Here is a 20,745-nt window from a genome sequence, read left to right as displayed (position 1 = left end):
GCCACCCCACCCCCACCCAACCCCACACCCCCCGCCAAAATCTCCGGCAACAACCACACCCCCACACCCACCCCACCCCGCACCGGCACCAACACACCCCGCTCACCCGAACCCAACACATCCAGCCCGGCGAGCGGCGCATCCGGTGCCCCGATCGCGGCGGCGAGAATGTGGGCGACACGTTGCGCGTCGCCGGGACCGTGCACGTCGACGGTCCAGGACCCGTCGCGGTCGTCGACCTCCACGACCATCCCGTCGCCGCCGGAGTCCCATCGCTTCACGACGGCGACAGCACCCTCACCGATGCGCTCGACGCCGAGCGGTTCCCGCATGCCGCCCGCCACCGGCCAGGAGTCCGCCGCACCATCTTCGGAAACGAGGTACCGGTGCCGTCGGGATCTTCGCAGTTGCAGACCCACGTGCCGTGTCAGCGCGTCGAACGTGAGTTGCGGTGCGAGGGAAAGCCTCACGGGTGTGGTGGACCCGTGCGACCGATGCCCGACCAGCATATCTTCGACGGCGGTGCGGCTGTGCCAGTACACCGCCAGCGCGGCGAGCAGAACGGCGTCGGGACCACCACCGCTGCGGCGTGCGAGCCGCACGAGCGCGCCGTCGGCGGGAATGGTGAACGAGCCGAGTTTCTCCCCTTCGGCGATCGGTCCGGGCGGGGTCTCGTGTCGCGGCGCTCCGGCGAGCAGGTGCTCCCAGTAGCGGCGGTCGTCCGCCCACGCGGCGCTCTCGCGGTATCGCGCATCCGCGGTCAGCGGGACGGAGGGCGACACGAACGGCCGGGACTCGGGCGGCGAGGTGGGAGCGGCGTCCCCCGTCTCGTAGGCCTCGGCGGCGCGGCGGACGATCGCCGTCATGCCCGGTTCGTCGTTCACCAGCCGGTGGTAACGCTGGAACCACCCGTATCCGCCGTGCGGCAGCCGGAACAGGACGTGCACGTACAGCGGTCCGGTGCCGGGGTCCATGGGCCGGTTCAGCTCGTGATCGATCCACGTCGTCACGAGTCGGCCGGGATCGTCGGACCCGGCGGCGTCGAGGACGTCCGGGCCGGTCACCGCGGCGCCGGTGACCTGGCCGGGTTCCGGGCCGTCGAGCACGAAAGTACTGTGCAGGCCGGTGCATTCGGCCAACGTCTTCTGCAGTGCCCGGCAGAGTCGGTCTTCGTCGAGCGGCCCGTCGAGTTCGAGATACTGACCGAAGGAGGCGTCGTGTGCCCCGGCACGGAGCACCGCGAGTTGGTCGTAGGTGAGGGGCAGCACCTCACCGGTACTCATGGAATCCTCGCCCGGTCTTACGCCCGAGATGACCGGCCTCGACCAGGGCGACGAGCGACTCGGGCGGGCGGTAGTGGTCGTCACCGGTCAATTCGCGCAGCGCGGTCATCGTGTCGTGGACGTTGTCCAGGCCGATCAGATCCGCGGTCCGCAGTGGTCCCATCGGATGGCCGAGGCAGCCTTCGAACAACGCATCGGTGGTCTCCGCGTCGGCGATACCGTCGCCGAGCGCGGCTGCCGCCTCGGCGATACACAGCATGAGGACACGGTTGAGCAGGAATCCGGGTCCGTCGCCGACAAGGATGCCGGTCTTGTTCAGGGAGGCGAGAAGCGCCAACGCACGGTCCAGCGACTGCGGCGACGTCCGCGGCCCCCGCACCACCTCGACGGTGTCCTTGAGCGGAGCGGGATTCATGAAGTGCAATCCGACAACCTGTTCCGGTCTCGTCGTACTGTCCGCGAGACGGTCGACGGGGATGCCGGAGGTGCACGACGCGAGTAGTGCGTCGGGTGCACACACACGGTCCAGTTCGGCGAAGACCTTCTCCTTGAGGTCGATACGCTCGGGAACGCATTCGATGACGACGGCAGCGTCCCGCAGATCGGTCATCTCCCCGGTCCAGTGCACCCGCGCGGTGACCTCGGCGGGTTTCGGACCACCGGCCCGGCCGAGGAGTATCGCCAGCCGCAGCGAGTCGCGCATCCGCGACCGGGCCTGGTCGACAGCCTGCGGGTCGGGGTCGACGACGATCACGTCGTGGCCGGCCTGCGCGAGACATTCGGCGACCCCTGCGCCCATGGTTCCCGCCCCCACCACACCGACGCTCATCGCGCTGCCAGCGGTCATCGCACTGCCTCCGTGGTGAAGCCGGTGTCGTCCTGGTGCACGTACTCCATCGCCACCTCCTGGGTGGGCAGGTCGGGATGAGCCACGAGTCCGGTCAGCAGCCGCCGGAGGTCGGTGAGCATCGCGGTGGCCGTGGTCCGGTCGAAGAGGTCGGTGGCGTAGTCGAGTTCGAGGGTCAGTGCTGTGGGGCCGCGGGTCCACGACAGCCCGAGTTCGACGGGTGACAGGTCTGCCCGCTCGGGATTGTCGTCGCGCTCCCCGTCGTAGCGCACCGGGAAGTGCTGCGCCGCCGTGTCGGCCGCGCGACTGTCCGAAGACAGCTCCCGGCGTACGGTCTCCACCAGTTCCGGGTAGGTGGGGTCGCCGGACAGGTCCACGGCCACGATCCGCGGGGATGCCTCCGGCCCTGCGGCCGTGCCCACCGCCACCTCGTCCTGCGCCGTGTACCAGGCGAGGAGCGTGAGCCAGGCGGCGAGCAGTTCCGGGTGGCCCGGCTGACCGTCGAGCGTCGCCGTGACCCGTGCGGTCGAATAGCGCAGCGGTTCCGCACCGTTCGAGGGCTGCCGCGGCCGATCCGCCGGGACCAGGGGCGGTGCCACCAATCGCGGCGCCGGCGCCGGCGCCGCGTCGGCCAGGAACACGGAAATGGGTTGTGTACGCGGAGAATCCGCGACACCGTCGAGGATGCGAACGTACTCGGCGCACAACGCGGCGGCAGTCTGCTCGGTGAACAATTCCGTGCTGAACTCGAGCCCGGCCGCCATGCCGTCCTCGCCGCCCCGCTCCGTGGTGACGAGGGTGAGATCGAACTTGGCCGTGCCGGACGGCACCCCGCCGAACGCGATGGCCGCGGGATCCTCCTGGTCGAACAGCGTCTCGGTGAGTCCTTGCTGCGACTGCAGCGCCGGCAGTTCCTGGTGGACGTGGCAGACGTCGAACAGGGGTGTCCGGCTCAGGTCCCGGTCGCCGGTGAGTGCGGTGACGACGCGGTCGAACGGGATCTCCTGGTGTTCGAGGGCACCGAGCACCACATCACGCACGCGTGCGCACAACTCCGCGACTGTCGGGTCCCCGGACAGGTCGGCGCGCAGCGCCACCGTGCTGTTGAAGTACCCGATCATGCCGGACAGTTCCGGCCGGTTGCGTCCGGTCGTGGGTGTCCCGACCACGAGGTCGCGCTGGCGGCTGCGGCTCGCCATGACGAGGTAGAACGTGGAGAGCAGTACCACGAACAGCGACACGGACTCCCTCCGCGCCACGGCCCGCAGCCTCCGTGTCAGGTCCTCGGAGACGGTGAACGTGTGGAACGCGCCGGTGAAGTTCTTCCGCTCCGGGCGCGGGAAGTCGGTGGGCAGCCGGAGCAGCGGAACGTCCTCCAGGACGGTTCTCCAGTATTCGAGTTCGGAGTCGAGCGCGGCGCTCGCGATCAGTTCCCGCTGCCACAGGGCGTAATCCCAGTACTCGATGGGGAGCGGGGCGAGATCGGCGCGGCGACCGGCTCGGCGTGCCGCGTACAGGGCGGGCAGTTCCTGCTCGAAGATCCGCGGCGAACCCCCGTCGTTGACGGAATGGTGGGTGGTGACCTGCAGGACGTGCTCGTCGGGGCCGATCCTGATGAGCAGTGCCCGCACCAGCGGGTCGGCGGCCAGGTCGAACGGCGCCACCGCGACCTCGTGTACGAGTGCCCGGGCCGCGGCCTCCGGATCCGGTTCGCCCGACACGTCGGCGGTGCGGAAGAAGTCGCCGAGGGATTCGCGGATCCGCAGTTCCGGCTCCCCGTCCACCTCGACGTAGTTGGACAGCAGCACCCGATGCCGTGCGGCGAGATCGTCCCACATGCCCCGGACGGCGGATTCGTCGATCGGACCGTGCAATTCGCTGACCATCGGCAGGTTGTAGATGGTCGTCGCGGCGTCGAGTTGGTGATGGAACCACATGCGTACCTGACCGAACGACATCACGTGCCGCCCCCGCGGCACGATCGGGGGCAGCCCACCGGACGCGGACGTGCCGGCCGCGAGGAGTGCGGCGAAGTCCGCGACCTTCGGCCGTTCGTAGAGGTCGATGAGTTTGGGCCGGACCCCGTATCGGTCCGACACCCGGTCGACGAGTTGCATGCCGATGAGCGAGTTTCCACCGAGGTCGAAATAGTCGTCGTCGGCGCCGACGTCCCTTTCGCTGTGAAGCAACTCGCGCAGTGTCGTCTGCAACCAGTCGAGGCTGTCTTCCGGCGCGGCCGTCGCCGATTGCGGGCTCGGTTCCGCCGACGGATTGTCCGGGGCGTCGGCCCAGTCGGGTCGACCCGGGAGGTCGAACCAGCACCGCGAACCGCGCAGTGGGTGTCCGGGTAGTCGCACTCGCCAGGCGGAGTCGTCACCGCGGTCGACGGCTGCCCAGTCGAGGTCGATTCCGCGCTCGTACAGCCCGGCGAGGAGGTGTGTGACCGCGTCGGACGTGTCCGGCGCGCGGAGTATGTCGGCGTCCGGGGTGTCGCGGAGGGCATCGGCGAGCAGTGCCCCGAGGCGTCCCTCCGGGCTCGGCTCCACGAAGACGACGGGTCCGTCCGCGAGCATGCCCTTCGCGACGGCGACGAGCCGGTCCGTGTCGATCGAGGGGTCCGCGGCCGCGGCGGCGATGTCGGCGGCCTCCACCGCCGACAGTGTGTCCCGCACATACCGGGCCGCGTACCGGGACACGCCACCGCTGAGGACGGCGTCGACGGTGACCCCGGCGGCGCGGAGGTCCCGGTGGACGGCGATCTGGCCGGCGAGGAGGTCCGCCTCGTCGCCGGTGGCGGGAAGCTCCGACGGCAGGCTGCGGCCGCGCAGTGCGGGTGGCATCCGGTCGGGTGACAGCAGCAACGCCACGGCGGGGCGTTGCCGGGTGGGCGGTGCGGAGTCCTCGCCGCGGGCACCCAGTTCGGCGGCGCGCGCAGCGAGCGACTGCGAGAGTTCGGCAATGCTGCGTGCGTGCACCGCCACCCGGTGGTCGTGGTGCGGGCGACCGCGATTGAGGGTGAACACCACATCGTCGAGGTCGTGCCCGCGCACGGCCGTCGCCAGTTCGGCGCACAGCGTCGCGAGGGCGCCCACGCTCTTCGCCGACACCCCGACCAGCCGAGCCGTCGTGCCCGCGCGGGATCCGGCGGCGCGCTCCGGCGGCTGTTCCACCACGCAGTGTGCGTTGATGCCGCCGAGGCTGAACGAACTCACCCCGGCCCGCCGAGGTCCGGTCTCGTCGCTCCACGTCCGGGCCTCGGTGACCACCTCGATTCCGTTGCCCGCGAGGTCGACTCCGCCGGTGGGTCGGTCGAAGTGCAGCGACGGGTACAACTCGCCGAGCTCGACACTCAGGATCGCCTTCACGAGGCCGGACACCCCGGCGGCGTGGTCGAGGTGACCGATGTTGGTCTTCACCGAACCGATCGGCAGGACGCCGGAACGGTCCCGGAACGCGGTCGTGATCCCTTCGAGTTCGACCGCGTCGCCCAGTGGAGTTCCCGATCCGTGGGCCTCGAGGTACCCGGCATCGTCCGGGGTGAGACCCGCCTTCTGCCAGGCCCGGGAGATGACGGCCACCTGCGCCCGCGCGCTCGGGGAGCTGATGGTTGCGGACGAATGACCGCTGGACACCGTTGCGGTGCCACGGATCACGGCGTGGACCGGGACGCGATCCGCACGGGCGCGGGCCATCGTGGTGAGGAGAAGCGCCGCCCCACCCTCCCCGACCGCGGTGCCGTCCGCGTTCGCGTCGAACGCGCGGCAGCGCCCGCCGGGTGACATCAGTTCCGCGGATCCCTCGGCCATGTCCGCGCGGAGGCCGTTCACGCGCAGACTGACTCCACCCGCGAGGGCGAAATCGGCGTCACCCGACCGCAGCTCCCGGCAGGCGTGGTGCACCGCGATCAGCGACCCGTTGCACCCCGAATCGACGGCGTAGCAGGGTCCGGTGAGGCCGAGCTGGTACGCGATCCGGGCCGGCACGGCGAACGGAACGTTGCCCAGTGTGCTCAGCACGCCCGGTTCCGCCCACATCGCCGGATACGTCGAGGTGGCGGCGCTGAACACCACCGCCGTCGCGCTGTCGCGGAACTCGGCCACCGAATAACCGGCGTCCTCGACCGCCTGATACGCGAGGACCAGTGCGAGACGCTGCTGCGGGTCGATCAGCGACGCTTCCCGTTTCGACAGGGTGAAGAAGGTGTAGTCGAACGTGGAGATGTCCTCGACGAAACCCATCGCGTGGTAGTGGGAGGGAGGTCCCAGCCCGGTCGCCTTTGCCCGTGACCGCGACAGCGGGCGCACCGAGTCCCGGCCCGCCGCGAGATTGGCACGGAACTCCGCCAGGTTCGCGGCCTCGGGGTAGCGCGCGGCGATGCCGACCACGGCGATGTCGTCGTCACCCGGTGTGGGATGTCGCACGCTCACGGTTGTCTCCTCCCTGCTGGTCAGAACTCGTAGGTGGCGGGCGCGGACGCCTCGCTCGTGTCGGTGGACTGCGCAATCGCCTCGGCCTGCGCCGCCACGGTGACGAGGTCGAACAGCTGGCCCACCCGCAGAGCCCCGGGCCACTGTTCGTCGAGACGACGCTGCAGTTCCACGACGCGATGCGAGTTGCCGCCGACGTCGAAGAACCCGTCTTCGGAACCGAAGTCGTCGTGGCCCAGCACGGCCGCCCAGTGTTCGGCGACCGACCGTTGCAGCGCGGTCCAGCGTTGCCGCGACTCGCCGCGCGCAGGCTCCGTCTCGGAGACGAGCGTGCGCAGCGCGTTCTCGTCCACCTCGCCGTCCGGCGTTCGCGGGACCGCGCCGAGTGCGACGAACCGCGTGGGGACCGATCGGGCGTCGAGCCGTCCGGCGCTGAACTCCCGCAGGTCTTCGGCCATCGGGAGCACGGCCGCCGCGGCCGCCGGGACCCAGAAGGCGGTGACACCGGTCGCGGTTGTGAGGACCACCGCTTCGCGGACCGCCGGGTGACTCTCCACGACGTCGGTGACCGACCGTGCCGGAGATCCGGTGGCGCCGACGCTCAGCAGTCGTCCGGACCAGTTCCACCGCGCGAGTGCGCCCGTCCGGACCATCCGGGAGCCCGGGGCGCCGAACGGATTCGCCACGAACGTCGTGGCCGCCACCCGCGCCGAGGCGTGGTGGTCCCGCGTATCGGCCACGTACACCGCACCGGTCACGCCTTCGGGGGTGAGCTGCAACCGGGGATCGAGCACGACGGTCTCGGCCGCCGCACTCCACTCGCGAATCCGGGTGAGTTCGTCCGGGGCCAGCACGTCGACGTCTCCGACGGCGACACTCGGATCCGCGACGACTGCGGTGAGGATCCTGGTGAACCGATCGGCCAGGGCCTGCACGGTCGCCGCATCGAAGAGGTCGGTGGCGTAGGTGAATCCCGCGGTCATCCCTTCCGGTGTTCCGCACTCGTCGTACTTCTCCCGCACCGTCAGCTGCAGGTCGAAGAGCGACACCTCCACGTCGGGTTCGAGGACTTCGGCCTCCAGGTGCGGGAGGGCGAGGTCGGGGTGTTCGGTGTTCCGGAACTCGAGCAACACCTGGAACAGGGGTGAATGCGACTGGGAGCGAGGCGGGTTCAGCGCTTCCACCACCCGCTCGAACGGCACGTCCGCGTGGGCGTAGGCCGCGAGGTCGGTCTCGCGGACCCGGGTGAGCAGTTCGTCGAAGGTCCCCGACACGTCGGTGCGCAGCACGAGGGTGTTGACGAACATTCCCACCACGTCGTCGAGGACGGCCTCGCCGCGGCCGGCGACCGGCGACCCGATCACCACGTCGCCGGTACCGCCCGACCGTGCGAGTAACACGGCGAGCGCCGCGTGCACGACCATGAACACGGTGCACCGCCGGGTCCGCGCCAACGCCACCGTGTCCCGGTGCAGGTCGGCGCCGATCCCGAACGTCACCCGGTCGCCGGCGGCAGAGCGCCGCGGCGGGCGGTCACGGTCCGTGGGCAGGTCGGTCACGGCCGGCGCATCGGCGAGAGCGGATCGCCAGTAGTCCAGTTGCCGCGAGAGCAGGGAGTCGGCGTCGTCCTCCGAACCGAGGAGTTCTCGCTGCCACACGGCGTAGTCGGGGTACTGCACCGGCAGCGGCTCCCATCCCGGCGCACAGCCCTCGGACCGCGCGGTGTAGGCCGTCATCACGTCGCGGGCGAGCGGAACCATCGAGAACCCGTCGGCCGCGATGTGGTGCACCACGACGACGAGGACGTGCTCCCGGTCGCCGAGTTCGAACAGCCTTGCCCGCATCGGGACTTCGGTGGCGACGTCGAAACCCGCGGACACGAGTGCCGAGATCTGTTCGCGTACCGGATCGTCGGACGTCGACACGGTGAGCTGCGCGACGTGGCCCGCACCGACGATCACCTGGGTGGGTCCCGATTCGCCGTACGGGTACCGGGTGCGCAGCGATTCGTGCCGGTCCACCACGTCGGCGAGGGCGGCGGTCAGTGCGTCGACGTCGAGGTCACCCGACAGCCTGACGATCATCGCGACGTTGTACGCGGGCGAGGACGGGTCGAACTGATTGAGGAGCCACATCCGGTGCTGCGCCCAGGACAGCGGCACCGGGTCGGGGCGCCGGGGCACCGTCACCGCGGGCCGGGCGTCGCCGCCCGCGCTCTCGCGCGCGATCCGTCCCGCGAGCGCCCGCACGGTCGGGGTCTCGAACACGTCCCGCACACCGACGTCCGTGCCGAGCGCGGAGTTGATCCGCGCGACCACCTGCGTCGCGGTCAGGGAGTTGCCTCCGGACGCGAAGAAGTCGTCGTCTGCTCCGACGACGCCGGTGCCGAGAACCTCGGCGAACACGTCGGCCACCGCGGACTCGAACGGTGTGCCGGGTGCACGGAAGATGCGGGGCGCGAATTCGGGGTCCGGCAGTGCGTGCCGGTCGACCTTGCCGTTGGCCCCGAGCGGCAGCCGGTCGAGGACCGTCACCGAGGCCGGCACCATGAACGGTGCGAGCACGGATCCGGCGAACTGCAGCACCTCGGTCGTGTCGAGGTCCGCGCCGTCCTCCGCGGTGACGTATCCGGCGAGGACCGCCTCGGCCGCGGGCGTGCGGCGCACCACGACCACCGCCTGCGCGACACCGGGGCAGCGGGTGAGCGCCGCCTCCACCTCCCCCGGTTCGACCCGCTGGCCACGCAACTTGACCTGGAAATCGTTGCGGCCCCAATATTCCAGCCGGCCTTCCTTCGTCCACCGCATCAGGTCGCCGGTGCGATACATGCGTGAGCCCGGGTGGTCGAACGGGTTCGCCACGAACGAGGCCGCGGTGGTTCCTGCCCGCCGGTGGTAGCCGCGCGCCAGACCCTCCCCCAGCACGTACAGCTCACCCACCACACCGACCGGCACCGGACGCAGCCACTCGTCGAGGACGAGTTCGCGGACACCGCGCATCGGGTGACCGATCCGCACGGGGTCGCCGGGTGTCATCGGGTCGCCGATGTTCGACATCACCGTCGTCTCCGTCGGGCCGTAGCCGACGAGCAGGGTGCGCCCGGACGCCCAGCGGGCCAGCAACTCCGGCGGGCAGCGTTCGCCGCCGACGACGAGCGCGCGGAGCAGGCGCAGACCCCGCGGGTCGATGGTGGCCAGGACCGCGGGGGTGGCGAACGCGTGCGTGATCCGCTCGGCCGCGAGCAGTTCCGTCAGTGCGGCGCCGCCGTACACGTGCGGCGCCGCGATGACCAGTCGCGCACCGGCACCGAACGCCATGAGGTATTCGAGCATCGTCGCGTCGAACCCGGGTGACGCGAGATTCAGGACGCGCGAGGCATTCGTCGTCGCGTACCGGGCGCGCTGATCGATCGTGAAGTTCTGCAGCCCCGCATGGGGGATCACGACGCCCTTCGGTGCCCCCGTCGACCCGGATGTGTACATCAGATACGCCGGATGGCCCGGTCGCAGCGGTACGACCCGGTCGTCGTCGGTGATCGGATGGGATTCCCATCGCCGCGTCGGACCCGGATAGTCGAGGAGCAGCCACTCCACACCGTCGGGCATCCGGTCGCGCTGTTCGGCGACCGTGAGTCCCGCCACCGCCCCGCAGTCGGCGAGGATGTCGGCGATCCTCCCCGGCGGCAGATTCGGATCCACCGGGACGAACGACGCACCCGACTTCGCCACCGCCCACACCGACACCACCAGTTCCACCGACCGGACGAGCCCGATCGCCACGTGGTCCTCCGGTCCGATTCCGCGGCGGATCAACACCCAGGCCAGGCGGTTCGACCAGTCGTCGAGCTCGCGATACGACATGACCGCGTTGCCGTAGGACAGCGCGACGGCGTGCGGGTCCCGGGCGGCCGCGGCGGAGAGGATCTCCGGCAGCAGCCGGGTCGTGCCGGTGGGCCGCCCGCGCACCGGGACGAGGGCCTCGCGTTCGCCGGGCGACAGCAGATCGAATCGGGCCAGTGGAATGTCCGGGTCGGCGACCACCGCGTCGAGGAGCCGCACGTATCGTTCGGCGAACTTGCGGACGGTCGCGGCGTCGAAGATGTCGGTGGCATAGGTGAATCCGGCGCTGATTCCGGCGGGTTCCCCGCCCTCCCCGAATCGTTCGGCCAGGGTGAGCTGCAGGTCGAACGTGGAGACGGAGACACCGAGGTCGATCTCCTCCACGTCCAGTTCCGGAAGGCTCGGAGTGGGCCGCACGACGTCCTGGAATTCGAACAGGACCTGGAACAACGGCGCGTGGGCCGTGGTGCGCGGCAGAGCGAGCGCCTCGACCACCCGCTCGAACGGCACCTCCGCGTGCGCGAACGCCTCCAGATCGCAGTCCCGCACGGCGGCGAGCAGCGCGGTGAACGAGTCGGCGCCGTGGACGGGGGTGCGCAGTGCCAGGGTGTTGACGAACATCCCCACCACGTCGTCGAGGACGGCCTCGCCGCGGCCCGCCACCGCGGATCCGATCACCACATCGGTGGTGCTTCCCAAGCGGGACACCAGGACCGCGAACGCGGCGTGCGTGACCATGAACACGGTCGCATCGTGTTCGCGGGCAAGGGCCACCACCTTCCGGTGCAGGCGGTCCCCGATCTCGAACGACTCCCGCGCGCCGGCGAGCGACCGGTGTTCGGGACGTGCGCGGTCCATCGGCAGGTCCGTCACCACCGGCGCGTCGGCGAGCGCGGAATGCCAGTACCCGAGCTGGCGGGACATCAGGGATCCGGGATCGTCCTCCGATCCGAGCAGCGCCCGCTGCCAGATGCTGTAGTCGGCGTACTGCACCGGAAGCGGCACCCAGTCCGGCGCGTCCCCCCGCGCCCGGGCGGTGTACGCGGAGGTGATGTCGCGGGCCAGCGGGCCCAGCGACAGCGCGTCCGCCGCGATGTGATGGACCACCAGGGCCAGCGCGTGATCATGCGGACCGACCTCGAACAGGTGCGCCCGCAACGGAACCTGCGCGGTCACCTCGAAGCCCGCGGACAGCGCCGCCGCGAGCCGGTCCCGCAGGTCGCTCTCCCCCGACACCCTGACCGCGCGGAGGGCGGGCACCGCGGCCGACGCCGGGATCACCGACTGCACCGGCGTGTCCCCCCGCATCGGGAAGACCGTTCGCAACGCCTCGTGCCGGTCCACGACGTCCGTCAGCGCCGCGTGCAGCGCCGCGACGTCGAGAGGGCCGCGCAACCGGAAGGCCGCCGCGATGTTGTAGGCGGGCGAGGTCGTGTCGAACTGGTCGAGGAACCACATCCGCGTCTGCGCGAGCGACACCGGCGCCGCCGCGGACCGGTCCGTCGCCACCAGCGGCGGCCGGTCCGCCGAGGCCGCCCGGCTCACCCGAGCCGCCAGCGACCGCACCGTCCGCGCCTCGAAGACGTCGCGCACTCCCACACCCGCACCGAGCACACCCTGAATCCGCGCCACGACCTTCGCCGCGATCAGCGAGTTGCCGCCGAGCGCGAAGAAGTCGTCGTCGATCCCGACCGCGGGCACGCCGAGCAGCGCGGCGAAGATGACCGCGAGCGACGCTTCGACGGGAGTGCCCGGTGCCACGAATTCCGCGCGAGAAGCTGCGACGGGCGCCGGAAGCGCCGCCCGGTCCAATTTCCCGTTGACGGTGAGCGGCAGCCGTTCGAGGATCGTCACCGACGCCGGGACCATGTACGACGGCAGCGCGCCTCCCGCGAATTCCAGCACGGCCTCCGTGTCGACGATCGCACCCGCGTCGGGCACGACGTACGCCGCCGGTGCCGGGCCGGTCACCGGATCCTCGTGCAGGGTCACCACCGCCTGCGCGACCCCGTCGCACCGGCCCAGCACCCATTCGATTTCGCCGAGTTCCACCCGGAATCCGCGGATCTCGACCTGCAGGTCGTCGCGTCCGAGGTAGTCGAGACTCCCATCGCGTCGCCACCGCACGACGTCCCCGGTCCGGTACATCCGGGCGCCCGACGCATCCGCGACGAAGCGGGCCGCCGTGAGCCCGGCGCGGCCCAGGTAGCCGCGCGCGAGTTGCGGTCCCGCCACGTACAGTTCGCCGGCCACACCGACCGGCACCGGACGCAGCCGCGCGTCCAGCACCGACACCCGGAATCCCGGAATCGGCCGCCCCACCTTGCTCGTCCACGCGGTGGCGGCGAGTCCGCGGCCGAGCGGGAGGTGCGTGACGTGCACCGTCGTCTCGGTGATGCCGTACATGTTCACCAGCACGGGTGCGTCCTCGCCGTGGCGGGAGTACCAGCGTTCGAGTTGCCCGAAGTCGAGCGCCTCGCCGCCGAGCACGACGTAGCGCAGCGGCGGTGGGCTCGCGCCGTCCTCCGTATCGGTGGCCTCGATCAACTGCGAGAACGCCGTCGGCGTCTGGCTCAGCACCGTCACCCGCTCGCGGCGCAACAGCGCGAGGAACGCGGCGGGCGATCGGGTGGTGTCGAAGTCGACGACGACGAGCGTCCCGCCGTGCAGCAGCGCGCCCCACAACTCCCAGACCGAGAAGTCGAATGCCGGGGAATGGAACATCGTCCACACGTCGGTGTCCCCGAACCGGAACAGATCCTGGGTGCTCGTGAAGAGCGAGACCACGTTGCGGTGCGACACCGCGACGCCCTTCGGACGTCCCGTCGATCCCGACGTGTAGACGACGTAGGCCAACGAGTCCGGATCGACCGGTGGCCGTTCCGCGTCGGTCAGCGGGTCCGCGGAGATGCCGCCGGGATCCGTGTCCGTCGAATCGAGGAGCAGGACGGGGACGTCCGACGCCGGCAGCGCGCGTTCGGTGTCCCGGGTGGCCAGAATGCACACCGGGTCGGCGTCGTCGAGGACGAGCGCCGACCGTTCACCGGGATGATCCGCGTCGATCGGGACGTAGGCGGCCCCGGCCTTGACGACCGCCACGAGCGCGACGACGAGCGCCGCCGAGCGCGGCATCGCAACCGCGACCGAGAACTCCGGGCCCACTCGCTGCGAGAGCAGTTTCCGTGCAAGCCGATTCGACCGGGCGTCGAGGTCGGCGTAACTCAGGCGCTCGCCACCCGACACGACCGCGGTGGCGTCGGGGGTCCGCGCTGCCCGGGCGGCGAACAGCTCACCGAGTGTCGTCTGCTCGGCGGTATCGGCCGGACGGGTCGACCAGTCCTCCAGCACAGCGCGTTCGGCCGGTTCGACCAGGTCGATGTCGCCGATCACGACGGACGGATCCGCGGCGGCGGCCTCGGCGGTCCGCACGAACCGCCGAGCCACTCCCTCCACGGTGGCGGCGTCGAACAGGTCTGTCGCGTAGGAGAATCGGGCCGTCGTGTCCGACACCGTCACGCGCAGATCGAGGTCGCCGAGTTCTCCTCCGGGGTCCGAGAATTCGAGCAGCACCTGGAAGAGCGGTGCGTGCGACCCGGACCGCGGCGGGTCGAGCGCGTCCACGATGCGCCGGGCGGGCACGCCGCGGTGGGCGAACGCCTCCGCGTCGGCGTCCCGCACGGTGCCGACGTACTGGTCGACGCGATCCGAGCCGCGCACGTGGGTCCGCAGCACCACCGGGTCGGTGTCCGTCCGCCTGCCGATGACGACGTCGTCGGTTCGGGCCGACCGTGCCAGCACCAGCGCCAGCACCGCATGGGTCACGGTGGCGGCGTCCGTGCGGTGTGCGGCGGCGAACGCGTCGAGCGTGCGCCGCAGATCCGGGCCGAGGGCGACGTCGACGGCGGCGCTGCGGTGGGACGGCCGTGCGGGCCGCGGGCGGTCGGTGGGCAGGTCCAGCACCGGGGGCGCGTCCGCCAGTGTGCGCGTCCAGAAGTCGAGCTGGGCCGTCTCCTCGTGGACGGTGGTGAGCGCGGCGTCCGCGTCGGCCGTGACGAAGTCGCCGAGCAGTTCCAGGAATTGCCGGTGATGCGCGCCGACCTCGTCGGCGTCGTACCGGTTGGGGTTCGCCAGGAAGTGGACGAAGGTCCGGACCGGTGTGCCGCTCCGGTACACGTTGACGAGCAGATCCTCGACCGGCCCGGACGTGACGATGTGGTATTCGCCGACGAGCGGCCCCAGAACGAGTTCCTGGTGGAAGAGCATGACGTTGACCATCGGACCCGACAGCGACTGCGCCGCACCGGCGCCCGCGTCGCGCCGGATGTCGCCGAGCCCGAAACGCTGGTGTCGCAGCACGCCCATCAGGTCGAGTTGCACCCGCTCCACCAACTGCCCCACCGTGTCCCCGGGGCGGATCTGCACGGGAAGCGGCACGACGCCCGCCACCATTCCGCCGGACCGTCGCAGGGTCGCGGTGGTGCGCGCCGACACCGGGACCTTCAGGAGCACGTCCCGGTGTCCCGTCGTCCTCGACAGGTAGCAGGCGAACGCGGCGACGATCTTCGCGGTCCCGTGGGCGCCGGCGTCGCCGAGTGCCCGCTCCGCCGCGTCCGGCAGGGGCGCGGTGACGTCGGTGCTCGTGGCGACCGCGGGCCCCGTCCGTCGGGCCAGGCTTGATCCGGGTCCGAGGCCGCCGACCCGTTCGGCCCAGAACTGCCGGTCCGCGGCGAAGCGGGACGACGACCGGTACTGCTGATCGGCGTCGTACAGATGCCGGGGGTCCACGGCCTCGTTGGGCGGCAATTCCCGGTCGAGCACCTCGGCGGTGTACCGGGCCGCGATGCGGTTGAGCATCGTCATCGCACCGTACCCGTCCAGGGCGACGTGGTGAATCTTGCTGTACCACAGATAGTGCGCGTCGCCGACGCGAAGAATCGACGATTCGACGAGGCGATCGCGCGTCGGATCCAGCGGGGTCTCGCAGTCGGCGCGCATCCATCGACGGGCGGCCTTCACCGGTTCGGCGTCCCCGCGGAAGTCCATCAGGCCGATCGACCGGTCCGCAGACGGATCGACCAGCTGGAACGGCTGACCGTCCCGGTCGATCAACCGGAGAAACGGCGACCCGAATTCGTCGGCGGTCGCGACGGTCGCCTCGCGCAGGAGGTCGACGTCCAGGTCGCCGTGCACCTCCACGTACTGGGCGATGCACAGCGGCACGTCGGGGGCCAGTTGCTGGGCCAGCCACGCCTCGTATTGGGCCGACGACAGCGGGAACGGTGCTTCGGCGCTGCCGGCGGCCTCGGTATGGTGCTCACGCAACGCCACCACCTCCGCTGGGCAGCAGCCGGCGCAACGCCACCTCGTCCACCTTGCTGCTCGGTGCGAGCGGAAGGGCGCCGAGCGCGAGGAAGCGGTCGGGCACCGCCTGCGCGACGAGCCGCGCGGCGCAGTGCGCGATCAGGTCGCGTGGTGTGGGCAGTACGGTGGCCGCGGCCGCGGGCACCCAGAACGCGGTCAACACCGTCTCCCCGTGTTCGTCGGCGGTCGCGAGAACCACCGCCTGGTGGATCGCGGGGTGACTCTCCAGCACGGCCTCCACCGCGTGTCTCTCGACCCGGGCGCCGCGCACTTTCACCTGTCCGTCGAACCGGCCGCGGAATTCGATGTCGCCGTGCGGATCGACGCGTGCGAGGTCGCCTGTGTGATACATCCGCGCACCGGGCCGCGCCGCGAAGGGGTCGGCGACGAAGCGGGCCGCGGTGGCGGCCGGGCGGGACGCGTAGCCCTCGGAGATCTGCGGACCGCCGACGTACAGGTCCCCCACCGCTCCGTACGGCACCTCGACCAGTTTCGCGTCGAGGACGTAGGCCGTGCTCGCGCCCAGTGGTCTGCCGATCGGCGCGATCGAGGCGGGCACGTCGCGCACCGGATGAGCGAGGCAGCTGACAGTCGTCTCGGTGGGACCGTACTCGTTGCTCAGCGGGACCCCGGGCAGCACCGCACGATGTTGTTCGACGAGCGTGCCCGGAAGGGCCTCTCCCGCAAGCGTCACCAATCGCAGACGCTCGCGCAGCGGGGTGAGATGCGGCAGCAGCAGCCGGTAGAACGAGGGGGTCGCGACCAGGTGAGTGGTCTGCCATGTCCGGGCGAGCGCGGCGACGGCCTCGGCGTCCATCAGTTCGCGAGCGTCCGGGAGCACGCTGGTGCCGCCGGTGCACAACGCCCACAGGGTCTTCAGCAGGGAACCGTCCCACGTGAGGCGGAACGCGGAGAACGTGACGAGGTCGCCGTCGTCGTAGTCGTAGTTGCGACCGTCGACCATGCTGGCGAGGTTGGCGCGGCTCGCGACGACAGCCTTGGGGACGCCGGTCGACCCGGACGTGGTGATCACGTAGGCGGCGGTGCCCGCGGGCACGTGTTCGGGTAGATCGGCCGGTTCGGCGACGGGCCGGTGCTCGGCGTCCCGGTCGTGCAGTGCGGGAACACGTCCGACCGCGCTGCGGGCCAGGTCCCGGATCCACGCCGGCGACGTCTTCGGATCCGCGGACCCGAAGACGATGGCACCGCAGTCGATGTCGCCGAGGAGTGCGCGGAGCTGACCCACCGGATGTCCGGGCTCGATCACGCACCACGCCGCACCCAGCCGCAGCGCGGCGATCATCCCCACCACCGTCTCGACGCTCTGCCGCTGGTGGATCAGCACCACCTGCCCCGGCCGGACACCGAGGGCGGCGAGTTGCCGCGCCAGTGCCTCGCTCGCCGAATCGAGTTCGCGATACGTCAGCGCCCGGTCGCCCACCACGATCGCGATCCGGCCGGGAACCCGCGCGCACTGGCGGAGGATCCCGGTCATCACCCCACCGTTCGCGACCACATCTGTCATGGCGCCACGTCTTCCGAGAGGACCACGACGTGATCGGCGTTCGGTGCCGCAGCACTGCGAACGTCATTGCACACCAGCAGCATCCGATCGGGGTTCGGGTCGACGACGTCGAAACCCGCGAATCGCAGCGTCACCAGCATCACCCGGTTGACGTCCGTCGGCACGAACTCGGCGAGCGCACGCCTGCCGTGGACGCGTGCCCGCTCGACGACGTGCCGGATCAGCGCCGTCCCGACCCCACGGGACATCACCCGGCACGACATCAGCAGCAGTTGCAGGACGGAATCGTCGCCGCGGATCTCCGAGACCGCGAGACCGATCGTGCCGTACCCGCCGAATCGGTCGCCGAGCGACGCCACGAGCACCTCGTGGTCGTCCGAGGCGCACAGCCGGCGCAGTTCGTCGATGCCGAAAGTCCGGCCCGTCGTGTTGAGTTGATGAGACCGGACGGTCAGTTCGTGGGCGCGTTCGAGATCGTCCTCGGCCGCCCGGCGGACCGTCATGACCAGTTCGAGCGACGCCAGGAACTCGGAGTTGGACCCGTGGAACTCCTGTTCGCTCACCTGACGGATCCGTTCGGCGCGATACAGCGACCTCCGCTGCCTCGCCTCCTCGGTGACGGCGGGCGGCGTCAGCTCGGGAAGGTCGGGGAACGACGCGATCTGCTCGGCGGGATAGCAACGCACCGGCGGAAGCGCCTCGGACACCTCGGCCCGCTCGACGGGATCGTTGTCGACGAACGCGATGGTGTCGAGACCCAGATTCAGTGTCTCCGCGATGCGGCGCACGGCCTCCGACTTCGGGCCCCAGCCGACGTCGACGGCGCAGAACAGTTCCTCGATGCCGTGCATGCGCAGGTGTGCGGCGGCGGGTTCGTATTCGCCGCGGCTCGCCACGGCGTGCAGGATGCCGCGGCGGTCGAGCACGTCCAGGGCGCGGAGGGCGTCCGCCTTCGGCACCGGGGCGTCTTGTTCGAGGACGACACCGTCCCAGATGGTGTCGTCGAGATCCCAGACCACGCACTTGACCGTCTGCTCCATCGCGATCACTTCCCGTGCCCGGGTCGATCCGGCAGACGTCGGAGCAGTGCGCTGCTCCAGGCCGCGACCGGGCTGCTGTTCATGATCACGCAGTAGTCGCCGGGCACCTGCGCGGACGCCGCGCGCTCGAGGTTCGCCGCGACGTCGACGGATCCGAGGTGGCCGAACCGGGCCAGGTTGTCGCGGCAGACGGGATCGATGGTGACGTCGAGTGCCTCCTGCCAGAACGTGAACGCACCGAGCGACAGGTTCTGCATGAGGAATACGCCGATCGCGTCCTGCTGCAGCCCGTTCCGGGCCAGCAGGTCCGCGTTGATCTCCGTGAACCGCTTCCGGCTCTCGACTGCGAGGCGGAACGAGTACGTGGGTTCGTCGGCGCATTCCTCGACCCAGTCTGCTTCGCGGACGTCGCGGTAGTCGATGTGGAACAGGTCGGCGTATTTTCCGTCGCTGCGGATCATCTGGTCGACGAGTTCGTACCGCCCGGTCCCCGACGTCGTCAGCAGGACCGCGGCGGCGCCGTCGCCCAGGAGCGTCATCGGCGACCGGTACCGCGACCGGGTCGGGGTCTTCGCCGCCGCGACGACGAGGACGTTCTGGCACCGGGGGTCGCCGCGGAGCAACGCCGACGCGAGCGCGAAAGCCGCCGAGACGGACACGCACCCGAGGTCCCCCACACCGGTGGTGAACGCCTGGGTCGCGCCGAGCCGGTGCTGCAGCCGGGTCGCCTCGGACGCGAGCAGGTATTGCGGAACCCGGCCCTGGACGAGCAACAGCGCATCGATCTGGGTGGCGTCGAGGCCCGCCTTCCGGAGCGCCTCGTCCGCCGCGGCGTGCGCCAGATCCACCTCGGAGAGCCCGATTCCGATCCGCACCGTGTCGATGCCCAGTGACAATGCGTGCTCGCGCTGCGCGATCGGCAATTCGTCGAGCTCGGGCAGTCCGGCAACGGTCACCTCGTCGTCCGGGAACCAGAGCGCGACCGAGTCGACCGTGACCGGTCGGTCGGCCGTCATGGCGCACCTCCCCCGAGCACGTAGTCACCGATCTGGAGTTCGGCGACCTCCGTCGCGCCCTCGATGATCTGCATGACCTTGGCATCGCGGAAGAAGCGCCCCACCCTGCTGCCGGGAACGCACCCGGCGGCCCCGAGCACCTGAACCGCCTGCTGGCTCACCGACGCGGCGACGCGGGCCGCGGCGTACTTCGCGGCGATCGTCGTGAACAGCGCGCTCGGCTCGTGGGCGTCGCGTTGTTCGGCGGCCCGCTCGCACAGCGCGCGGGCGCCGGCGGCATCGACCCAGCTGCGACCGAGGATCGCGCGGACCGAGTCGTGCTCGGACAGCACGGCGCTGCCCTGCACCCGGGTGGACGCGTGCGCGACGGCGTCGGCGAGGCACCCGCGCGTCATTCCGGCGCACCCCCAGGCGATGGTGTACCGGCCGTGGTCCAGGGCGGTGCCGACGACGTGGGACAGTCCGAACCCCGGCGGTGCGATCAGGTGGTCGGCGGGGACGACGACGCCGTCCAGCGCGATGTGCGCGATCCGGGCACCGCGCATGCCCAGCTGCCCGTGGATCGGTTCGACGGACACTCCGGGTGCGTCCGTTTCGACCAGCGCGGTCGTCAGCCCGGCCTCCGACCGGCCGAGGACGAGCAGTACGTCCGCGACCTCGCCGAACGTGACCCACAGTTTTCGTCCGGAGATCCGGTGATCCGAGCCGTGCGCCTCGAAACGGGTAGTCACAGAGGAGAGGTCGCTGCCGGCTCCGGATTCGGTGGCGGCGAATCCGGCGAGGAGTTCGCCGGTCGCCAGGGCCGGCACCCACTGTGCCCGCTGTTCGGCGGTGCCCCACCGATCGAGGGCGGCGTTCACCATCCCCTGCACGGTCAGCAGCGAACGCAACGACGTGCAGACCGCCCCGAGTCTTTCTGCGACCGAGCCGAGTTCGGCCGCGTTCAGGCCGAGTCCCCGGCAGTCCGTCGTCCGGTCCAGCCCGAGGACCCCCGCCCGCGCGGCGGCCTCGATGACGTCGACCGGCAGTCCGGTCTCGTCCCAGGTGCCGGCGTCGGTCTCGGCGGAGGCGACGAGTGTGTCGATACCGATCACGGCGACGCCCCGTCCGTCGCACGAAGCTGCTCGCCCCGCTTTCTCCGAATGAAGCCCGCTACCCGCGCTGCGGTACGGAAGTTGTCGAGATCGAGATCCTCCACCTCGACCACGACGTCGTGGGAGCCCTCGATGTACGTGACGATCTCCAGGGCCCGCAACGAACTCACCAATCCCAGGGTGAAGTAGTCGTCGTCGGGACCGAGTTCCGTCGACGTGATCGAGCTCAGGTACTGCCGTAGCTGCTCGACCAGCTCGTCATGGGACTCGGGCACAGGGGTATTTGCTGTGTCCATGGGCGTGGGATTCCCAT

The 20,745-nt window shown here is 70.7% G+C and carries 9 protein-coding genes; all 9 read right to left on the bottom strand.

What is annotated here, in order from left to right:
- Nucleotides 1-1,283 (bottom strand): condensation domain-containing protein (locus QM693_RS20695; protein WP_283353309.1); only part of this gene is annotated, 1,283 nt, incomplete at its 3' end.
- The gene (locus QM693_RS20690) at nucleotides 1,270-2,130 is read right to left on the bottom strand and encodes a 3-hydroxyacyl-CoA dehydrogenase family protein (RefSeq protein ID WP_283353308.1); all 861 of its coding nucleotides are present in this window, start codon (nucleotides 2,128-2,130) and stop codon (nucleotides 1,270-1,272) included. The genes QM693_RS20690 and QM693_RS20695, both read right to left, overlap by 14 nt.
- Nucleotides 2,127-6,557, bottom strand: a complete 4,431-nt coding sequence (locus tag QM693_RS20685) for a condensation domain-containing protein (protein ID WP_283353307.1) — start codon at nucleotides 6,555-6,557, stop codon at nucleotides 2,127-2,129. Before QM693_RS20685 ends, QM693_RS20690 begins: the two co-directional genes overlap by 4 nt.
- A gap of 20 nt (nucleotides 6,558-6,577) precedes the next feature.
- Nucleotides 6,578-15,724: a non-ribosomal peptide synthetase gene (locus QM693_RS20680; protein ID WP_283353306.1), complete on the bottom strand. Its 9,147-nt coding sequence runs from the start codon at nucleotides 15,722-15,724 to the stop codon at nucleotides 6,578-6,580.
- Nucleotides 15,711-17,282, bottom strand: a complete 1,572-nt coding sequence (locus QM693_RS20675) for an amino acid adenylation domain-containing protein (protein ID WP_283353305.1) — start codon at nucleotides 17,280-17,282, stop codon at nucleotides 15,711-15,713. The genes QM693_RS20680 and QM693_RS20675 overlap by 14 nt, the downstream gene beginning before the upstream one ends.
- Nucleotides 17,279-18,331, bottom strand: coding sequence for an HAD-IIIC family phosphatase (locus QM693_RS20670; RefSeq protein ID WP_349307512.1), 1,053 nt, complete (start codon nucleotides 18,329-18,331; stop codon nucleotides 17,279-17,281). The genes QM693_RS20675 and QM693_RS20670 overlap by 4 nt, the downstream gene beginning before the upstream one ends.
- Entirely contained in the window at nucleotides 18,328-19,338 is a 1,011-nt protein-coding gene (locus tag QM693_RS20665) for a beta-ketoacyl-[acyl-carrier-protein] synthase family protein (protein ID WP_283353303.1), read from the bottom strand. Before QM693_RS20665 ends, QM693_RS20670 begins: the two co-directional genes overlap by 4 nt.
- Nucleotides 19,335-20,432, bottom strand: a complete 1,098-nt coding sequence (locus tag QM693_RS20660) for an acyl-CoA dehydrogenase family protein (protein WP_280779781.1) — start codon at nucleotides 20,430-20,432, stop codon at nucleotides 19,335-19,337. Before QM693_RS20660 ends, QM693_RS20665 begins: the two co-directional genes overlap by 4 nt.
- On the bottom strand, nucleotides 20,429-20,728 hold the full coding sequence (locus QM693_RS20655; RefSeq protein WP_105415177.1) for an acyl carrier protein: 300 nt from the start codon (nucleotides 20,726-20,728) through the stop codon (nucleotides 20,429-20,431). Before QM693_RS20655 ends, QM693_RS20660 begins: the two co-directional genes overlap by 4 nt.
- Nucleotides 20,729-20,745 lie beyond the last annotated feature (17 nt).

The sequence above is a fragment of the Rhodococcus sp. IEGM 1305 genome, from assembly GCF_030058635.1.
In the GTDB taxonomy this organism is placed as follows: domain Bacteria; phylum Actinomycetota; class Actinomycetes; order Mycobacteriales; family Mycobacteriaceae; genus Rhodococcus_F; species Rhodococcus_F opacus_D.
This window is presented reverse-complemented; position numbering and strand designations above follow the sequence as displayed.